Annotated in this window: 13 protein-coding genes and 2 pseudogenes; 8 read left to right on the forward strand and 7 right to left on the reverse strand. The window is 72.3% G+C overall.

The window, feature by feature from the left end; genetic code table 11:
* Positions 1-2283, reverse strand: a 2283-nt coding sequence (locus A5700_RS18810) for an ATP-binding protein (protein WP_156671294.1), incomplete at its 3' end; no start/stop codon positions are given.
* 214 nt (positions 2284-2497) lie between these two features.
* Positions 2498-3112 carry a bifunctional 2-polyprenyl-6-hydroxyphenol methylase/3-demethylubiquinol 3-O-methyltransferase UbiG gene (locus A5700_RS18815; protein WP_068071613.1) on the reverse strand — a complete coding sequence of 205 codons (615 nt, stop codon included), beginning with the start codon at positions 3110-3112 and terminating at the stop codon, positions 2498-2500.
* A 33-nt stretch (positions 3113-3145) separates the two neighbouring features.
* On the opposite strand from A5700_RS18815, the gene A5700_RS18820 reads away from it, so the two are divergent.
* On the forward strand, positions 3146-3613 hold the full coding sequence (locus A5700_RS18820; RefSeq protein ID WP_068071615.1) for a tRNA (cytidine(34)-2'-O)-methyltransferase: 468 nt from the start codon (positions 3146-3148) through the stop codon (positions 3611-3613).
* Position 3614: 1 nt separating this feature from the next.
* Here A5700_RS18820 and A5700_RS18825 read toward each other — a convergent pair whose 3' ends face one another.
* Positions 3615-4259: a nitroreductase family protein gene (locus A5700_RS18825; protein ID WP_068071617.1), complete on the reverse strand. Its 645-nt coding sequence runs from the start codon at positions 4257-4259 to the stop codon at positions 3615-3617.
* Positions 4260-4672: 413 nt separating this feature from the next.
* Complete coding sequence (locus tag A5700_RS18830; RefSeq protein WP_068071633.1) at positions 4673-7966, reverse strand: error-prone DNA polymerase; 3294 nt, start codon at positions 7964-7966, stop codon at positions 4673-4675.
* Between the two features lie 169 nt (positions 7967-8135).
* Here A5700_RS18830 and A5700_RS18835 point away from each other — a divergent pair, with 169 nt between their 5' ends.
* Together A5700_RS18835 and otsB are read left to right on the forward strand one after the other, a co-directional pair.
* Entirely contained in the window at positions 8136-9527 is a 1392-nt protein-coding gene (locus A5700_RS18835; RefSeq protein ID WP_068071619.1) for a wax ester/triacylglycerol synthase domain-containing protein, read from the forward strand.
* Positions 9528-9556: 29 nt separating this feature from the next.
* Positions 9557-10750 (forward strand): trehalose-phosphatase, encoded by a 1194-nt coding sequence (gene otsB / locus A5700_RS18840; RefSeq protein ID WP_156671295.1) that lies wholly within the window; start codon positions 9557-9559, stop codon positions 10748-10750.
* A 9-nt stretch (positions 10751-10759) separates the two neighbouring features.
* Here otsB and A5700_RS18845 read toward each other — a convergent pair whose 3' ends face one another.
* The gene (locus A5700_RS18845; protein ID WP_068071623.1) at positions 10760-11632 is read right to left on the reverse strand and encodes a MaoC/PaaZ C-terminal domain-containing protein; all 873 of its coding nucleotides are present in this window, start codon (positions 11630-11632) and stop codon (positions 10760-10762) included.
* An 82-nt stretch (positions 11633-11714) separates the two neighbouring features.
* On the opposite strand from A5700_RS18845, the gene A5700_RS18850 reads away from it, so the two are divergent.
* A complete protein-coding gene (locus A5700_RS18850; protein WP_068071625.1) occupies positions 11715-12443 on the forward strand; it encodes a histidine phosphatase family protein in 729 nt (242 codons plus the stop codon).
* 60 nt (positions 12444-12503) lie between these two features.
* Entirely contained in the window at positions 12504-14531 is a 2028-nt protein-coding gene (locus A5700_RS18855; RefSeq protein WP_068071627.1) for an SDR family oxidoreductase, read from the forward strand.
* Here A5700_RS18855 and cmaA1 read toward each other — a convergent pair whose 3' ends face one another.
* On the reverse strand, positions 14532-15419 hold the full coding sequence (cmaA1, locus tag A5700_RS18860) for a cyclopropane mycolic acid synthase CmaA1 (RefSeq protein ID WP_068071635.1): 888 nt from the start codon (positions 15417-15419) through the stop codon (positions 14532-14534).
* Between the two features lie 37 nt (positions 15420-15456).
* Between cmaA1 and A5700_RS18865 the strand changes: the two genes are divergently transcribed.
* Positions 15457-16497 carry a nucleoside hydrolase gene (locus A5700_RS18865; RefSeq protein ID WP_068071629.1) on the forward strand — a complete coding sequence of 347 codons (1041 nt, stop codon included), beginning with the start codon at positions 15457-15459 and terminating at the stop codon, positions 16495-16497.
* Positions 16498-16530: 33 nt separating this feature from the next.
* Positions 16531-17712, forward strand: coding sequence for an alpha-hydroxy-acid oxidizing protein (locus tag A5700_RS18870; RefSeq protein ID WP_068071631.1), 1182 nt, complete (start codon positions 16531-16533; stop codon positions 17710-17712).
* Here the strand turns inward: A5700_RS18870 and A5700_RS18875 are convergent.
* Positions 17703-18830, reverse strand: a pseudogene (locus tag A5700_RS18875) (DNA polymerase Y family protein); the annotation flags it as partial. The gene A5700_RS18870 and the pseudogene A5700_RS18875 sit on opposite strands and share 10 nt — an antisense overlap.
* A gap of 4 nt (positions 18831-18834) precedes the next feature.
* Between A5700_RS18875 and A5700_RS18880 the strand changes: the two are divergent.
* Positions 18835-19214, forward strand: a pseudogene (locus A5700_RS18880) (DNA polymerase Y family protein); the annotation flags it as partial.

The following is a 19214-nucleotide window of genomic DNA, read 5'->3' on the forward strand; positions in this document are numbered from 1 at the left end:
CCGCGACTTCACCCACGAGCTGCGGGGGCTGCGCACCGAGCGGGTGGTGTTCGACGGCTGCAACTTCCGGGGCGGCGCCTCGCGCCGGGGCAGGCGCGGCAGCGGCGCGGCCGGTTGCTCCGGTACCTCGGTGATGCCGCTGGTCCCCGGGTTGCGGCGCGGCAGCAGCGTGATCGGGGGGCGGGCGCCGTTGCGGGCGGCCGGCTCGTCGGGCTGCGGGGCTTCCTGCGGCCGGCTCTCGTGCCGGCCGGGCGTGTCCGGCTGCGGCGCCGGCGCGTCGGGACGGCCGCTGGCGAGCTTGGCGCTGGGCGAGGAGACGGACCGGATGTGGCGGGGCCCGGCGTCCTGCGCGGCGCCCTCGAGCACCTCGGGCGGCAGGTAGATCTCCGCGGTGGTGCCGGTGCCCGCTTCGTGCGCGGCGGGGCCGCGCAGCCCCACCCGGATGCCGTGCCGGGCGGCGATCCGGCCGACCACGAACAGGCCCATGTGGCGGGCGTTCTCGGGAGTGGGCTCGGGGGTGCCGTCAGGGTTGGCGCCGCCGCCGGCCTGCAGGCGCATGTTGGCGATGCGCCGGTCGGCGTCGTTCATGCCCAGGCCGGCGTCGGCGACGCGCACCACGATGCCCCCGTCGCCGCCGGGCGCCGCCGAGACCCGCACCGACGTCGCCGGCGGCGAATAGCGCAGCGCGTTGTCGATCAGCTCCGCGAACAGGTGGATGGCGCCACCGGCCGTCGCGCCGAGCAGGGCGCGGTCCGGCAGCCCGGCGATCTCGACGCGCCGGTAGTCCTCCACCTCCGACACCGCGGCGTTCAGCACGGTCGCCAGCGGCACCGGGTCGCGCTGGTCGCGGGCGAGCTGCGCGCCGGCCAGGACCAGCAGGTTGGCGCTGTTGCGGCGCAGCCGGGCCGCCAGGTGGTCGAGGCGGAACAGGTTGTCCAGGCGCTCGGGGTCCTCCTCGTTGCGCTCCAGCCGGTCGATGAGCGCCAGCTGCTGGTCGACCAACGAGCGGCTGCGCCGCGACATGGTCTCGAACATGTCGTTGACCAGCAACCGCAGCCGCGCCTCGTCGCCGGCCAGCAGCAGCGCCTGGGTGTGCAGCTCGTCGACGGCGTGGGCGACCTGGCCGATCTCCTCGGTGGTGTAGACGGGCAGCGGCTCGGGCGTCGGTTCGGCGCCGCCGGCCTTGACCCGCGCGATCTCGGCCTCCAAGTCGGTGTGGGCGACCCGCAGGGCGCCGTCGCGCAGCACCCGCAGCGGGCGCACCAGCGCGCGGGCGACCAGCAGCACCACGATGACGGCGATCGCGATGGCGACCAGCACCACGGTGGCGTCGAGGACCGCCGCGTCACGCCGCTCGGCGGCCTGGGCGTGCACGGACCTGGTCACCGCGGCGCTGGCGTCCTGGATCACCTGGGCAGCGATGTCGTCGGTGGTCTGCAGCGAACGGAGCAGGTCGGCGTTGTCGACCAGCACGCTGGCCGGGTCGGACATGATCGCCATCCGGCTCACGAGTTGCTGCTGCAGCGTCTTGGCGTCCGCCGACCCGGCGCCGAGCACCTCGGTCATGCCGAACAGGGTCGACGGTTCGGTGCCCGCCAGGGTGATCATCGCGGTCCGCAGTTGCGGCTCGGGCAGCTCGCCGCCGCGGGTGACGAGGATCTTCTGCATCGTCATCTGCCCGCGCGCCCCGACCGCCCGGCTCAGACCCTGCGCCTGGGTGCGCACCTTTTCGTCGTCGACGCGGACCGACGCGTTGATGACGTTCTCGGCCGTCAGCAGGATCGGGGCGTACAGGGTCACCCTTTCGCGCAGGCCCAGGGCCGGGTCGGCCGCCTTGTTCACCAGCAGCTGCCCGCCGTCGAGCAGGTTGGTCACGCCGGTGCGGACGTCGGCGCTGACGTCGGTGTCGTCGAGGCGGGTCTGCAGCTCGGACTTGCGCGCCTCGTAGTTCCGCTTGGCCCCGTCGGCGTCGCGGCCGGTGGAGCTGGCCAGGAGCGCCACGTCCAGGGCGGACATGTATTTGGTGAGCACCGGGACCACGTCGGCGCGGGCGGCGGCCAGCTTGAGGCCGGCGGAGTCGGCCATCTCGTCCTTGATCCGCAGCGCCCCGAACACCGTCGCCAGCACCAGCGGCACCAGCACGATCGCCAGCACCTTCCAGCGCACCGGCCAGTTGCTCGGCGACCAGGCGGGCGGGCGTTTGGCGGGCGCCGCCGCGGCGGCCGGGGGCGCCGGCTCGGACGGCGCCGCCTCGGCCGCGGCCGGGCGGGCGAACATGGTCATGGCATCGCCGCCGGACGACCGGCCGCTGCGCCGGCACCGAGCGCTGCAAGAAACGAGAGGCTCATGGAACTTCCTGCGTTATTTCCCCCGCCTCGCGCCAGATCGGTGCGTGCGTGTTGACGTGGCAATCCGACGAGTATGACAGCCCAAGCCCCGGCCCACCAGAATCGTTACCCCGGATAGCTGCAACGATGCGGTCTCGGCGGCCCCGGGCTCAGGCGGGCCGCAGCACGGCGACGAGGAAATCGGAGTCGTCGGTGAACGGCCGCAGGTCCCAGGTGGCGAGCAACAACTCGGGGGTGAGCCCGGCGGCCGCGGCGTCGTCGAGAAACGCCGCGAACGGGTAGTCGCGGCCCGCGCCGAAGCCGATCGCCGCGCGGCCGTCGCCGGCGAGGTGGGCGCGCAGCCGGCCCAGGACCCGCACCCGGGTGCTCGGGGCGAGGAAGGTCATGACGTTGCCGGCCGACACGATGACGTCGAACGGTTCGGCCAGGTCGGCGTCGCCGCGGGCGGGCAGGTCGAGCTCGGCGAGGTCGCCGACGAGCCAGCGCGGGCCGGGATGGTCCTGCTCAGCGGCCCGAATCAGCGCCGGGTCGACGTCGACGCCGACCACCCGGTGGCCGGCCGCGGCCAGGTAGCCGCCCAACCGGCCCGGGCCGCAGCCGGCGTCGAGGATCCGCGCGCCGCGCGGCGCCATGGCGTCGACGAAGCGGGCCTCGCCGTCGAGGTCGGCGCCGGCCCGGGCCATCGCGCGGAAGCGCTCGATGTACCAGTCCGAATGGCCGGGGTCGGCAGCGACCTTCCGCATCCACAGGCTCTGCTCGACCATGCGGCCATTATCGCCGTGTGAGGATGGCCAGTTGTGTTCCGGTTGCTCTTCTACTCCCCGCGCATCCCGCCCAACACGGGCAACGCCATCCGGACGGCGGCGGCCACCGGCAGCGAGCTGCACCTGGTGGAGCCGCTGGGATTCGATCTGTCCGAGCCCAAGTTGCGCCGGGCCGGGCTGGACTACCACGACCTGGCCTCGGTCACCGTGCACGCCTCGCTGCCGGCCGCCTGGGCGGCGCTGATGCCGGCGCGGGTGTTCGCGTTCACCTCGCACGCGCCAACGCCCTTCGCCGACGTCTCCTACCGGCCGGGCGACGTGCTCATGTTCGGCCCGGAACCCACCGGCCTGGACGCCGCGACGCTGGCCGACGAGCACATCAGCGCGCAGGTGCGCATCCCGATGCTGCCGGGCCGGCGCTCACTGAATCTGTCCAACGCGGCCGCGGTCGCCGCCTACGAGGCGTGGCGCCAACACGGCTACGACGGGGCGGGGCGGTAGCTCACCACGAATTCCAGTGGGTGAGCTGCTCGGCGGGCACCCGCTTGGCCGGGCGGAAATCGGTGCCCTTGGTGTAGGCGATGGGGAACAGCCCGCCCTGGCTGTACTTGTCGTGCGGGATGCCCAGCACGTCGGCGACCTGCTTTTCGCCGTCGTTGACCAGGTGCAGGGTGGTCCAGCAGGAGCCCAGCCCGCGCGAGCGCAGCGCCAGGCAGAAGCTCCACACCGCCGGGAACAACGACGCCCAGAACGACACCCCGCCCAGCGGCTGCTTCTCCTCGCGACCGTAGATGCAGGGGATCAGCAGCACGGGCGCCTCGTGCATGTGCTCGGCGAGGTACACCGCCGAGTCCTTGACCTTGTCCATCCGCTCGGCGCGGGTGTCGCCCTCGGCGTACTTGGCGGTGGGCAGGCTGAGATAGGCGCGGGCGTTGGCGAGGTAGACATCGCCGATCGCCTTCTTCTTCTCCGCGTCTTCGACGAACACCCATTGCCAGCCCTGCGAGTTGGATCCGGTGGGGGCCTGCAGCGCCAGCTCGAGGCACTCCATCAAAACCTCGCGGGGCACCGGTTTGTCGAAGTCGAGGCGCTTGCGCACCGAGCGGGTGGTGGTGAGCACTTCGTCGAAGGACAGGTTGAGGGTCATGACAGGAGAGCCTAGAAGGTCAGCTCGGGGGCGGGGCCGGCTGATCCGGCGGAATCGCCCCGGCACAGCCGCCGGGCGGTGGGGGCGCCGGGAGAGGTTCGTCGCCGCCGACACAGTCGTAGTGGAACTGCGGGCCACCTATCGAGCTCTTAAGCCACTGGTGCCAAAACGACCCATCCGGGTACTTTTCGCCGTCGCACACGGCCAAAGTTCCGTACCCCCATCGATCGCCCGGGCAGAAGCCCTTGGTCATGTCCGGCTGATGCGGGTCGGGCGAATCAGCGTTGGCAGCCGCGGTGGGAAAAATCAGTGCCGCAGCACATCCTAATATTGCAGCGCAATGGCGGGCCAACGCGAAGTTCATGTCGGTGCTACGCCGTGCAGCAGCTGTTGGTTCGGGCGACGATCGGCAATTACCGGAAGTCGCGGGACTTCGACGCCACCGACAAGGTGACGCGGCCCAACCGCTCGGCGACGACGGTGATCGCGCCGCTGGCGTTTTGCAGCTGTCCGCGCACCAGCAGCGCCGGCGCCGTGTTGGCCAGCTTGCGGTGCCGCGCCCATACCCCCGGCGTGCAGAGCACATTGACCATCCCGGTCTCGTCCTCGAGGTTGAGAAACGTCACCCCCTGCGCGGTACCGGGCCGCTGCCGGTGCGTCACCGCCCCGGCGATCAACACGCGGTCGCCGTCGGGCACCGCGCCCAGCTCGCCGGCGGGCACCACCCCCAGCGCGTCCAGGTCGGCCCGCAGGAACTGCGTCGGATAGCTGTCCGGGGAGACGCCGGTGGCCCACACGTCGGCGGCGGCCAGTTCCAGCTCGCTCATCCCGGGCAGCGCCGGGACGTGGGACGACGAGCCCACGCCGGGCAACCGGTCCGGCCGTTGGGTGGCCGCCGCCCCGGCGGCCCACAACGCCTCGCGCCGCGACATCGAGAAGCAGGTGAACGCCCCGGCCGTCGCCAAAGCCTCGGTTTGCGGCACGGACAGCTGCAGCCGGGTGGTCAGATCCAGCAGACAGGTGAAGGGGCCGTTGATGTTTCTCTCCTCGACCAGCCGCTCGGCGAGGTCGTCACCGATGTGGCGCACCGCGCCCAGCCCGATGCGGACCTCCGTCCCCGCGTTCTCGAGGGTGGCGTGCGCCAGGCTGGCGTTGACGTCCGGTCCGTGCACCGTCACGCCGTGCCGACGTGCGTCGGCCACCAGCGTCTGCGGCGAGTAGAAACCCATCGGCTGCGCGCGCAGCAGCGCCGCGCAGAACGCCGCCGGGTGGTGCAGCTTGAACCACGACGAATAGAACACCAGCGACGCAAAGGACAGCGCGTGGCTTTCCGGGAACCCGAAGTTGGCGAAGGCCTCCAGCTTCTCGTAGGTGCGGTCGATCACGTCGTCGGGGGCGCCGTGCAGGGCGCGCATCCCGTCGTAGAACCGGCTGCGCAGCCGCCGCATCCGTTCGGTGGACCGCTTGGACCCCATGGCGCGGCGCAGCTGGTCGGCCTCGGCGGCGGAGAACCCGGCGCAGTCGACGGCGAGCTGCATCAACTGTTCCTGAAACAGCGGAACTCCCAACGTCTTTCGCAACGCGGGCTCCATGGACGGGTGGTCGTAGACTATCGGGTCGAGGCCGTTGCGGCGCCGGATGTAGGGGTGCACCGAGCCGCCCTGGATGGGGCCGGGGCGAATCAGCGCGACCTCGACCACCAGGTCGTAGAAGATCCGCGGCCGCAGCCTTGGCAGCGTGGCCATCTGCGCGCGCGACTCCACCTGGAACACGCCGACGGAATCGGCGCGCTGCAACATCTCGTACACCGCCGGCTCGGACAGGTCGAGCTTGGCCAGGTCCACGTTGATGCCCTTGTGCTCGGCCACCAGGTCGATCGCGTAGTGCAACGCCGAGAGCATGCCCAGCCCCAGCAGGTCGAACTTCACCAAACCTATTGCCGCGCAGTCGTCTTTGTCCCACTGCAGGACGCTGCGGTTCTCCATGCGCGCCCATTCCACGGGGCACACGTCGGCGATCGGCCGGTCGCAGATCACCATGCCCCCGGAGTGAATGCCCATGTGTCGCGGCAGGTTACGGATCTGATTGGCCAGGTCGATCACCTGCGGGGGGATGTCTTCGACGTCGGGCGACTCGGGCCGCCCGTTCCAGTGGTTGATGTGCTTGCTCCACGCGTCCTGCTGGCCCTGCGAGAACCCCAGCGCGCGGGCCATGTCGCGGACGGCGATCTTGCCGCGGTAGGTGATGACGTTGGCGACCTGCGCGGCGTAGTCGCGACCGTATTTGTCGTAGACGTATTGGATGACCTTTTCGCGCTGGTCGGATTCGATGTCCATGTCGATGTCGGGCGGCCCGTCGCGGGCCGGCGAGAGGAACCGCTCGAACAACAACTCGTTGGCCACCGGGTCGACGGCGGTGACCCCCATGGCGTAACAGACCGCGGAGTTGGCCGCCGAGCCCCTGCCCTGGCACAGGATGTTGTTGTCCCGGCAGAACCGGGCGATGTCGTGCACCACCAGGAAGTAGCCCGGAAACTTCAGCTGGGCAATGACTTTCAGCTCGTGTTCGATCTGGGAGTACGCGCGCGGGGCGTCGTCGGGAGTGCCGTAGCGGCCGCGCGCCCCGGTCATGGTCAGGTGCCGCAGCCAGCTGTCCTCGGTGTGCCCGGCGGGCACGTCGAAGGGCGGTAGCTGTGGCGCGATGAGCGACAGGCCGAACGCGCACTGCTCGCCCAGCTCGGCCGCCGCGGTCACCGCGGCCGGGTGCCGGGCGAACATCCGCGCCATCTCGGCGCCGGAGCGCAGGTGCGCGCCGCCCAGCGGGGCCAGCCACCCGGCCGCCGAATCCAGGGACTCCCGGGCGCGGATGGCGCCCATCGCCATTGCCAACCGACCGCGCGAGGGGTGCGCGAAGTGCGCGCCGGTGGTGGCGACAACGCCGACCCCGAACCGCGGCGCCAGCCCGGCCAGCACGGCGTTGCGCTCGTCGTCGCGCGGGTGGCCGTGCCGGGTCAACTCGACGCTGACCCGATCGGCGCCGAACCGGTCCACCAGGTCGGCCAGCGCCCGCCCCGCCGCGTCCGGGCCGCCGTCGCACAACGCCTGGCGCACCTGCCCTTTCCGGCAACCCGTCAGGATGTGCCAGTGGCCGCCGGCGGCCTCGGTCAGCGCGTCGAGGTCGTAGCGCGGCTTGCCCTTTTCGCCGCCGGCCAGGTGCGCGGCGGCCAGCTGCCGCGACAGCCGGCGATACCCCTCCGGGCCCCGCGCCAGCACCAGCAGGTGCGGGCCGGGCGGATCGGGCACCTCGGTGCGGGCGCCCGCCCCCAACGACAACTCGGCGCCGAACACGGTGTCCAGGGCCAGCTCCGCGGCCGCCTCGGCGAATCGCACGGCGCCGTAGAGCCCGTCGTGGTCGGTGAGCGCCAGGGCCCGCAGGCCCAGCCGGGCGGCCTCCTCGACCAGTTCCTCCGGCGTGCTGGCCCCGTCGAGGAAACTGAACGCCGAATGCGCGTGCAGCTCGGCGTACGGCAGGGCCGGCGCGGCCGACGGGCGGGCCGGCGGCGGCCGGTACCTGCCGCGTCCCCGCGACAGGGGCGCCTCCGCCTCGGGGGTCAGGGGCCGATCCGCCGGCGCGCCGGCATGGCGCGGCTTGCCGTCGAGCACCCGCTCCATCTCGGACCAGGTGAAGTCGCCGTTGAACCAATCCACGCCCACAGCCTATCGAACCTATGTTCGATTTAACCACCGCTGCCGACAATGGTTGTTAAACCGATCTTCAACTCCTAAACACGCTTTTAACGCGGCGAGGCTTACGGTCGCGCGGGTCCGTACCAGAGACTGGTACTGCGGGCGAAGACGGTGACGGCGGGAACACAGCATGGCGCAAACGGTGGATACGGCATTCCTGCGAGCGCACGACCCCGAGCAGCACGCCAGCCTGACGGTCGGCGCGGTCGCCATCGTCAACGGCGCTATGCCCGAATTCGGCCGGCTCACAAGGCTTCTGGCCGAACGGGTTCGCCAAACACCGCGCTGCACCCAGGTGCTGCGGTGCAGCGTGGCGGGCCAGGAGTGGCTCGCCGACCCCGACTTCGACCTCGCCCGGCACGTGCATCGGGCGGCCATTCCCAGGCCCGGCGACGAGGCCGAGTTGTCCGGCGCCATCGCCCGTGCCTGCGAGCGGCCGCTCGACCCCGACCGCCCGCCCTGGGAGTGCTGGATCATCGAGGGCCTGCGGGGCAACCGGTGGGCGATCCTGATGAAAACCCATCATGGCCTGCTCGGCGGCAACTCCGCGGCCCAGTTGCTGACCCGCCTCTGCGACGACACCGACGGTGACGTCTTCGCCACTGATGCTGCGCCACAGCGACCTTCGCCGTCGTCGCCCGAGCGGTCCGGCTGGGTAGGAGCGCTGTGGCGCGCCACCTCGGCGGCCAACACCGTCACCGACGGCGTCCTCGGGGGCTTTCTCGGCGGCTTCGCGCGGGGAATGCGCACCGGCGCGCGGGCGGCCTCGGTCGCTCCGGGCGCCGCCGCCCCGCGGCGCTACGACACCGTGCGGGTGCCCATCGCCGACGTCGACAGCGTGTGCCGCAAGTTCGGCGTCACCGCCAACGACGTCGCCCTGGCCGCCGTCACCGACGGGTTCCGGACGGCGCTGCTCGGGCGCGGCGAGGAGCCGCGGGCCGACTCGCTGCGCACCCTGGCGCCGATGCCGCTCCGCTCGGCGTTGCTGTCCTACCTGCCCGTCGAGCACGACGACCCGGTGCAGCGGCTGCGCACGGTGCACACCCGCCGGCAGGCCGGCGAGCCCACCGCCGCGGGCCCCGTCGAGTCGGCGATCAACGCGCTGCCCCCCGTGGTGCGCGGCGGCGTCCTGCAGCTGCTGTCCTTGTTGCCGCAGCGCGGCATCGTCACGCTGGCCACCAGCGCGGCCGGGCCGCGGCGCCGGCTGCGCGTGCTGGGCCAGACGCTGGAGCGGCTGCTGCCGATCCCCCCGACGGCCGTGGCGCTGAGCACCGGCGTCGCGGTGCTCAGCTACGGCGACGAGCTGGTCTTCGGCGTCACCGCCGAGGGCGGCCAGCGCAGCGGCGCCGCCTTCGACGTCGCGCAGCTGGCCGCCGGTATCGAACTCGGCATGGCGCGGCTGGTCGCGCTCAGCGCGGACTCGGTGCTGCTATTCGGGGAGCGTCGGCGGCGGCGGCCCAAGCGCCCGGCGCCCGGCGCCCCACGGCCGCACCCCTTTCCGCCGGGGCAAGCCCGGCACTGACCCCCGCCGCGGCCGTGAGAAGGTTGGTCGTGGGCACCTCCGAGCCGCTCGTCATCGACCCGCGCCGCCACGACGCCGTGCTGTTCGACGCGGCCGTCGGCGACGCCCCGCCGCTGCCCGGGCTGGCGACCGCGGTCGTCCCCGCGGGCCAGGCGCCGCGCGCGGCGGCCGAGCGGCTGGGCGTGCGGCCGGGCCGCGCCGTCGTGCTCGCCGCCGACCCCGCGACCGTCGCGGCCGCGCGCGCCGACGGGTTCGCGTGGGTGATCGGCGTCGACCGGGGCGGGCGCGGTGACGCGCTGCGCGACGCCGGCGCCGACGCGGTGGTGGCCGGGCCCGGCGACGTCACGGTGCGCACCGACGACCGGCGCATGTCCGAGCTGCCCGACGCGCTGGACGCCCTCGACGGCCTCGCGACCCGGCGGCCGGCGGTCTTCTTCGACTTCGACGGCACGCTGTCCGACATCGTCGACGATCCGGACGCCGCGGTCCCGGTGCCGGGCGCCACCCGGGCGCTGGCCCGGCTGGCCGCACACTGCCCGGTCGCGGTGCTGTCCGGCCGCGACCTCGCCGACGTGACCAAACGCGTTGGCGTGCCGGGGATCTGGTACGCGGGCAGCCACGGTTTCGAGCTGACGGCGCCCGACGGGTCGCATCACCAGAACGAGGCCGCGGCGGCGGCGATCGACGTGCTGGCGCAGGCGGCGGCGGCCCTACGGGACCGGCTCGCCGAGATTCCGGGAATCGCGGTGGAGCACAAGCGCTTCGGGGTCGCGGTGCACTACCGCAACGCCGCACGCGACCGGGTCGGTGAGGTGGCGGCCGCGGTGCGGGCGGCGGGCCGCCGCGACGAGCTGCGGGTCACCACCGGCCGCGAGGTCATCGAGCTGCGCCCGGACCTGGACTGGGACAAGGGCAAGACGCTGCGCTGGGTGATCGAGCACCTGCGTACGGCCGGCTCCGCGGGGATCGCGAGCGCCGCGGAGCGGACACAACCGGGTCGCGGCCATCGACACAGCGGCGCGCTGACGCCGGTCTACCTCGGTGACGACATCACCGACGAGGACGCGTTCGACGCGGTGCGCACGGATGGCGTGCCGATCGTGGTGCGGCACAACGACGATGGCGACCGGCCCACCGCCGCGCGCTACGCCCTGGACAGCCCGGCGCGGGCCGCGGAGTTCACCGACCGGCTGGCGGCCGAACTCGAGGCCCGCGACGGCTGAGGCCCCGGCTCAGCCGCCGACGTACTCCACCGCGCCGTCGTCGAGCACCACCCGCGCGTCGGCGCCGTCGGCTCCGGACGCCTCGGTCCGGAACACGGCCTTGCCCGGCTCGGTGCGCCAGATCAGCGTCGTCAGCGTCTCCCCGGGGAACACCGGCGAGGTGAACCGCGACGCGATCGAGGTGACGTTGGCGGCGGTGCCCCCACCCAGCTCGGCGACCAACGCTCGGCCGGCGACGCCGTAGCTGCACAGGCCGTGCAGGATCGGCTTGGGGAAGCCGGCCAGCTCCCGGGCGAACCAGGGGTCGCTGTGCAGCGGGTTGCGGTCACCGGAGAGCCGGTAGATCAGCGCCTGGTCCTCGCGGGTGGGCAGCGGGATCCGCGCGTCGGGCTCGCGGTCCGGGAACTCCGGGGCGATCGGCCGCTGGCCCGGCGACCCCCCGAAGCCGCCCTCGCCCCGGATGACCAGCGTGGTCAGCGTCTCGGCGATGAGCTGCTCGGAGCCCGGGTCGGTACCGCGGCCGCGCAGCACCAAGATCGCGTTCTTGCCCTCGCCCTTGTCCTGGATGTCGGCGACCTCGGTGACCACCGACAGCTTCCCCGCCGGCGGCAGCGGCGCGTGCAGCCGGATGCTCTGCGAGCCGTGCAACAGCATCGCCCAGTTGAACGAACCCACCAGGCCGGCCGCGCCGAAGGCGGGGCAGCAGATCACCGCATACGTCGGGAGCACCTGTTGGGGAATGTCGTGGCTGTTCTCGGTGGTGAACGCCAGGTCGTCCAGGCCGGCCCCGACGCCGAGCGCGTAGAGCAACGTGTCCCGGTCGGTCCATTCGAACACGACGGGTTCGGTCACCGCGCCGACGGCACTCGGGTCAATCGCCATTGCAGGCTCCTTTCGAGGATTTTCTCCCCCAACCATTGCAAACCCTTCCCACCGACGGCGTCGGCAGGGCAGGCTATTCGGCATGCCCACGCGCAGAAGGATCGCAGGAGCTTGCACGACGCCGCTGGTCGCGCTCGTGGCGCTCGCCGCGACGGTGCTCGTCGCCGGTTGCGGCTCGGGAGCGCCGCAGGCGCGCAGCATCACGCTGACGTTCATCCGGCACGGCCAGTCCGAGGCCAACGCCAGCGGCGTCATCGACACCGACATCCCGGGCCCCGGCCTCACCGCGCAGGGCAAGGGCCAGGCCGAGCAGGTCGCACATCAATTCGGCCGCAAGGACTTCGACAGCGTCTACGCGTCCCCGATGACCCGGGCGCAGCAGACCGCCGCCCCGCTGGCCGCCGAGCTCGGCAAGCAGGTCGAGGTGGTGCAGGGCCTGCAGGAGATCAACGCGGGCTGGTTCAACGGCAAGCCGGAATCGATGGCCGCGTCGACGTACATGGTGGCGCCGGCGAATTGGCTCAAGGGTGACGTCGGCGACAGCATCCCCGGGTCGAGCACCGGCAAGGAATTCAACGACCGGTTCACCGCGGCGGTCAACAAGATCTACTACAGCGGCCACAACAACCCGGTGGTGTTCTCGCACCTGTACGCCATCGAGGTGTGGACGCTGCTCAACGCCAAGAACGTCAGGGACAGCCTGATGACCAGCCACCCGCTGCCGAACACGGGCCGCGTCGTGCTCAGCGGCAACCCGATGACCGGCTGGACGCTGGTGGACTGGGACGGCATCCGCGACTTCCACAACTGATCCGCGGGTTCGGCGATTTCGCGGTTGACGCGCGCGGTCAGCAGCCGCCACGATGTCTGCATGCGGTATGTCGTTACCGGCGGTACCGGGTTTATCGGTCGCCGCGTCGTGTCCCGGTTGCTGGCAACGCGGCCCGACGCCGAGGTGTGGGTGCTGGTGCGGCGGCGGTCGCTCGGCCGCTTCGAACGGCTGGCCGCGGCCTGGGGTGAGCGCGCCCGCCCGCTCATCGGGGAGCTGCCCGAGTTGCAGCTGAGCGACGAGGCCCTGGCCGAGCTCGGCGATGTCGACCACGTGGTGCACTGCGCGGCGATCTACGACATCACCGCCGGGGAGGCCGAGCAGCGTGCCGCCAACGTCGAGGGCACCCGCGCGGTGATCGCCCTGACGCGGCGCCTGGACGCCACCCTGCACCACGTGTCGTCGATCGCCGTGGCCGGTGACTTCCCCGGCGAGTACACCGAGGACGACTTCGACGTGGGCCAGGAGCTGCCGACCCCGTATCACCAGACCAAGTTCGAGGCCGAACTGCTGGTGCGCTCGGCACCGGGGTTGCGCTACCGCGTGTATCGCCCGGCCGTGGTCGTCGGCGACTCAGTGACCGGCGAGATGGACAAGGTCGACGGGCCGTACTACTTCTTCGGCGTGCTGGCCAAGCTGGCGGCGCTGCCGTCGCTGACGCCGATCCTGTTGCCGGACACCGGGCGCACCAACATCGTGCCCGTCGATTACGTGGTGGATGCGCTGGTCGCGCTGCTGCACGCGCCGGGCCGCGACGGGCAGGCCTTCCACCTGACGGCCGAAAAGACGATCGGGCTGCGCGGCATTTACCGGGGCGTCGCCCGGGCGGCCGGGTTGCCGCCGCTGCGCGGTTCGCTGCCCCGCGCGGTGGCCGCGCCGGTCCTCAATGTCCGAGGGCGCGCCCGGGTGCTGCGCAACATGGCCGCCACCCAGCTGGGCATTCCCGCCGAGATCTTCGACGTCGTGGACCTGGCGCCCACGTTCGTCAACGAGCACACGCGAGACGCGCTGCGCGGCACCGGGATCGCGGTGCCCGAGTTCGCCGGCTACGCGCCCAAGCTGTGGCGCTACTGGGCCGAGCACCTCGACCCCGACCGTGCCCGGCGTGACGACCCGGCGGGGGCGCTGCGCGGCCGGCACGTCATCGTCACCGGCGCCTCGAGCGGCATCGGCCGGGCGTCGGCGATCGCCATCGCCGAGCGCGGCGGCACCGTGTTCGCCTTGGCGCGCAACGGCGCGGCGCTGGACCAGCTGGTCGCCGAGATCCGCGCCAAGGGTGGCGACGCGCACGCCATCACCTGCGACGTCACCGATTCGGCGTCGGTCGAGCACACCATCAAGGACATCCTGGGCCGCTTCGAGCACGTCGACTACCTGGTCAACAACGCGGGCCGGTCGATCCGCCGCTCGGTGGTCAACTCGACCGACCGGCTACACGACTACGAGCGCGTGATGGCGGTCAACTACTTCGGCGCGGTCCGCATGGTGCTGGCCCTGTTGCCGCACTGGCGCGAACGCCGGTTCGGCCACGTCGTCAACGTGTCCAGCGCCGGCGTGCAGGCCCGCAACCCCAAGTACAGCTCGTACCTGCCCACCAAGGCGGCGCTGGACGCGTTCTCCGACGTGGTGGCCTCCGAGACGCTGTCGGACCACATCACGTTCACCAACATCCACATGCCCCTGGTCGCGACCCCGATGATCGCGCCGTCACACCGGCTCAACCCCGTGCCCGCGATCAGCCCCGAACGGGCCGCGGCCATGGTGGTGCGCGGGCTGGTGGAGAAGCCGGCCCGCATCGACACCCCGCTCGGCACCCTCGCCGAGGCGGGAAATTACTTCGCGCCCAAGACATCTCGGCGGGTACTGCACCAGCTGTACCTCGGTTATCCCGATTCCGCCGCCGCGCGCGGGCTCGCCCCGCACCCGGCGGACGAACCCGAGGCCCCGGCGGCGCCACGCCCCGAGCCGCGCCGCAGGCCGCGGCGGCCCGTGCGGGCGGTGACGCGCGGCATCCGCGCGCCCCGGCCGGTGAAACGGCTGGCCCGGCTGGTGCCCGGGGTGCACTGGTAGTTACTTCGCCAGCGTGAACTGATCGACGTCGATGTAGCCGATCCGGAACGCGTCGGCACAACCGGTCAGGTATTTCATGTAGCGCTCGTAGACTTCCTCGGACTGCACCGCGATGGCCTCGTCGCGGTGGGCCTGCAGTGCGGCGGCCCAGATGTCGAGCGTCTTGGCGTAGTGGGGCTGCAGCGACTGGACGCGGCTCACGGTGAACCCGTGCGCGGTGGCGTGTTCTTTGACCATCGGTATCGACGGCAGCCGCCCGCCCGGAAAGATTTCGGTGACAATGAATTTGATGAACCGGGCGAAGGTGAACGACAGCGGCATGCCGCGTTCGGCCATCTCCAGGGGGTGCAGGCCGGTGATGGTGTGCAACAGCATGACGCCGTCGTCGGGCAGCAGGCGATAGGCCAGGTCGAAGAACGCGTCGTAGCGTTCGTGCCCGAAGTGCTCGAAGGCGCCGATGCTGACGATGCGGTCGACGGGCTCGTCGAACTGCTCCCAGCCCTGAAGCAGGATCCGGATGTCGCGCGGGCTTTGCGACTGCGCGATCAGCCCCTCGACGTGATTCGCCTGGTTGCGGCTCAGGGTGAGGCCGACGACGTTCACGTCGTACTTCTCGACCGCGCGCATCATGGTGGCGCCCCAGCCGCAGCCGACGTCGAGCAACGTCATACCCGGGCGCAGCCCGAGCTTTCCCAGCGCCAGGTCGATCTTGGCGATCTGCGCCTCTTCCAGCGTCATGTCCTCGCGCTCGAAGTAGGCGCAGCTGTACGTCCGGGTGGGGTCGAGGAAGAGCCGAAAGAAGTCGTCCGACAAGTCGTAGTGGGCCTGCACGTCGTCGAAGTGCGGCGCGAGATCCGTTCCCTCGGGGGGCTCTGACGTCGTTGGCATCATGCCAGCCTAGAGCGCCCTCGGTATCTTTGACGCAATGACCTCTCCCGTGTTCGTCGACGTGGACACCGGCGTGGACGACGCCCTGGCGTTGATGTACCTGCTGGCCAGCCCCGAAGCCGAGGTCGTCGGCATCGCCTCGACCGGCGGCAACGTGGGGGTCGACCAGGTCTGCGAGAACAACCTGGGCCTTCTGGAGCTGTGCCGGGCCACCGAGATCCCGGTGTCCAAGGGGTCCGGCGAAACCCTGACCGGGCCGCTGCGGTTGCCCTCGAAAGTCCACGGCCCCAGGGGATTGGGCTACGCCGATCTGCCGCCGGGCGCGCGCCCGCTCACCGACTACGACTCGGCGGCGGCCTGGGTGCGTGCCGCCCGCGCACACCCGGGTGAGCTCATCGGGGTGGCGACCGGCCCGTTGACCAACCTGGCGCTGGCGTTGCGTGCCGAGCCCGCGCTGCCCCGGCTGGTGCGCCGGTTGGCGATCATGGGCGGCTCCTACGATCACCGCGGCAACACGACCGCGGTGGCGGAGTGGAACATCAGCGTCGACCCCGAGGCGGCGGCCGAGGTCCTGGCGGCCTGGACCGCACCGGCCGAAGGGGCTGGGCCGCAGGAGCTTCCGATTCTGTGCGGGCTGGACCTGACCCGCAAGGTGGCCATGACCCCGGACCACCTGGCGCGGCTGGCGACCGCCGCGGGGTCCACCGCGGTTGCCCCGCTGTCGGAGCGGGACGCGCCCGGCACCCGGTCGACGGCCTCCAATCCGCTGATCCGGGTGATCGAGGACGCGATGCGGTTCTACCTGGAGGCCTATCACGAGATCGGCCACGGCTACCAGGCACACCTGCACGACCCGCTGGCCGCGGCCGTCGCGCTGGATCCGGAGCTGGTGGTGACGCGGCCGGCCACCGTGGGCATCGAGCTGACCGGCACCCTGACCCGCGCCATGACGGTGACCGACTGGTCGGGGCGGCGCGAACCCAACGCGCTGATCGGCGTCGACGTCGATGCGGCCGCCTTCTTCGACCGGTTCATCGAGCGGGTCGGGCCCTTCGCCCGCGGGCTGGCCGACGGGTAGTTTGGCCGACCGGCCGCCGGGTACCTGCGGGCCATGCCGACCTTCGCCGATTACCAGACCGAGCTGTACGACCAATCGCTGCACGGTAACCAGCCGCCCTACCCCATCCGCTTCGAGGAATTGGAGGCCAAGGCGGCGGCGGCCATGACACCCAAGGTGCTGGGTTATGTGGCCGGCGGCGCCGGTGACGAGCACACCCAGCGCGCCAACTGCGCGGCCTTCAAACGCTGGGGCCTGTACCCGCGGATGGGCATCGCCCCCGACGAGCGGGACCTGTCGATCGAGCTGTTCGGCGTGCGGCTGCCCTCGCCGATCTTCTTGGCGCCCATCGGCGTCATCGGGGTGTGCGCCCAGGACGGCCACGGCGACCTGGCGTGCGTGCGGGCCTCCACGCGCACCGGCGTGCCGTTCTTCGTGGGGACGCTGACGGCCGACCCGATGGAGGAGCTGGCCGCCGAATTGGGCGATACGCCGGCCTTTTTCCAGCTGTACACGCCGCCGGACCGCGAGATGGCCGCCAGCCTGGTGCACCGGGCCGAGGCGGCCGGGTTCAAGGGCATCGCCGTCACCCTGGACACCTGGGTCACCGGCTGGCGGCCCCGCGACCTGAGCGGCGGGAACTACCCGCAGGTCCCCAGCGGCTGCCTGGCCAACTACACCAGCGATCCGGTCTTTCGCGCCGGCCTGCAACCGGGCGAGGACGCCACCGAGGCGGCGGTGCGCAAGCTGCCGATCTTCGGCGGGCCGTTCCGGTGGTCGGACCTGGAGTGGCTGCGCGGGCAGACCAGCCTGCCGCTGATGGTCAAGGGCATCTGCCACCCCGACGACGCGCGCCGCGCGAAAGACCTTGGCGCCGACGGCATTTACTGTTCGAACCACGGCGGCCGGCAGGCCAACGGCGGCCTGCCCACGCTGGACTGCCTGCCCGGGGTGGTCGAGGCGGCCGACGGATTGCCGGTGTTGTTCGACTCGGGGGTGCGCAGCGGCGCCGACGTCATCAAGGCCCTTGCGATGGGGGCCACCGCAGTGGGGATCGGCCGGCCCTACGCCTACGGCCTGGCCCTGGGCGGCGTCGACGGCGTGGTGCACGTGTTGCGCTCGCTGCTGGCCGAGGCGGACCTGATCATGGCCGTCGACGGGTACGCCTCGTTGAAGGATCTGACGCCCGAGGCGTTGCGTCGGGTCGATTACGTTGAGGGACTTCGTCATTCGTAACCGCCCTCGAGATACCAGCGCCGCTGGCGGTAGCACAGCAGGAACGCGCGCTCGTCCTCGAGCAAGACCTGGGCGCGGGCGGTACGCCCCGCCGCGCCGGAGCCCGGGTCCCACCAGCGCTCGTCGACCGGCCACGGCCCGGCCCACCACCGCAGCCGCTCGCCGCGGCCCGGGACGCCGCCGACCATCCGCACCGGGTCGGCGGAGAACAGCCCCCGGTTGGTCACCCGTACCGGATCCCCCTGGCCGTCCAGCAATTCCACCGGGTCGTCGAGCAGCACGGCCGGCGACGGATCGGGCAGCTGGCCGGGCCACGGCAACGCCGGGTCGGCCCGCGGCACCGGCTCGTCGCCCAGCGGTGTCAACGTGATGCGCTCGGCCGGCCCGCGGCCGCCGGACAGCACCGGCACCTGCACGGCCTCCGGGCCCAGCAGGCCCTGCACCCGCACCAGGGCCCGGCGGGCCCGCAGCCGGTCCTCCTCCCCCAGGCCGCCCCACAGCGGCAACTGCAGCGCCCCCGCCGACACCACCTCCACCGCCTGCAACCGCAGCAGCGTCACCGGGGCCGACGGGCGGTCCTGAACCTTGCGGTTGCTCAGCCACCCGTCCAGCTGCCAACGCACCCGGTCGGCGGTGGCGTCCTCGGTGAGCGGCTCGGCGCACCGCCACACCCGGTGCAGCTCTTCGCCGTTCGCGGTGACGGCGTGAATGGCCAGCCGGGTGCACCCGACACCGGCCGCCATCAGCGCCTGATGCAGCGTGGCGGCCAGCGAGCGCCCGGCGAAGGCCGCGGCGTCCACCCGGTCGATCGGCGGGTCGCAGTCCAGCACGGCCTCGAGCTCCTCCGGCGGCTCCCGCCCGGAGGGGCCGCGCTCGGGTTCGCCGCGGGCCAACCGATGCGCGGCCACCCCGTCGGCGCCGAACCTGGACGCCACGTCGCCGCGCGACAGGGCCGCGAACTGCCCGATAGTGCGAATCCCCATGCGCCACAACAAGTCCGTGAGTTCCTCGCGGCCCGGGCCGCACAGGCTCGGCTCGGTGGCCAGTTGGCGGATCGACAGCACCGCCAGGAACCGCGCGTCACCCCCCGGCTCCACGACCCGGCCGGCCCGCGCGGCCGGGGTGCGGCGGGGGTTGCGGCGCCGGGAGGCGGCGGCGCGGTGCCCGCAGTTGCACGTCGTGACCGCCGACGCGGACCGTGACGCCCGCTTCTTCGAATCGGTCGTCGCCGCCGTCGACGACCTGGTGCCGCGCGCCGAGGTGCTGCGGCCCGGGCTGATGGTGTTGCCGGTGCGCGGGGCGGCCCGCTATTTCGGATCCGAGGCCGACGCCGCCGAACGGCTGACCGACGCGGTGGCCGTCAGCTCGGGTGCCGGCGCCGAGTGTCAGGTCGGCATCGCCGACCGGCTGTCCACCGCCGTCTTCGCCGCGCGGGCCGGCCGGGTCGTGGAGCCGGGGGGTGACGCGCGGTTCCTGGCGGTGCTGTCGATCCGCCATCACCC

Origin of the sequence: Mycobacterium sp. E1214 (assembly GCF_001666755.1) — a bacterium.
GTDB lineage: Bacteria > Actinomycetota > Actinomycetes > Mycobacteriales > Mycobacteriaceae > Mycobacterium.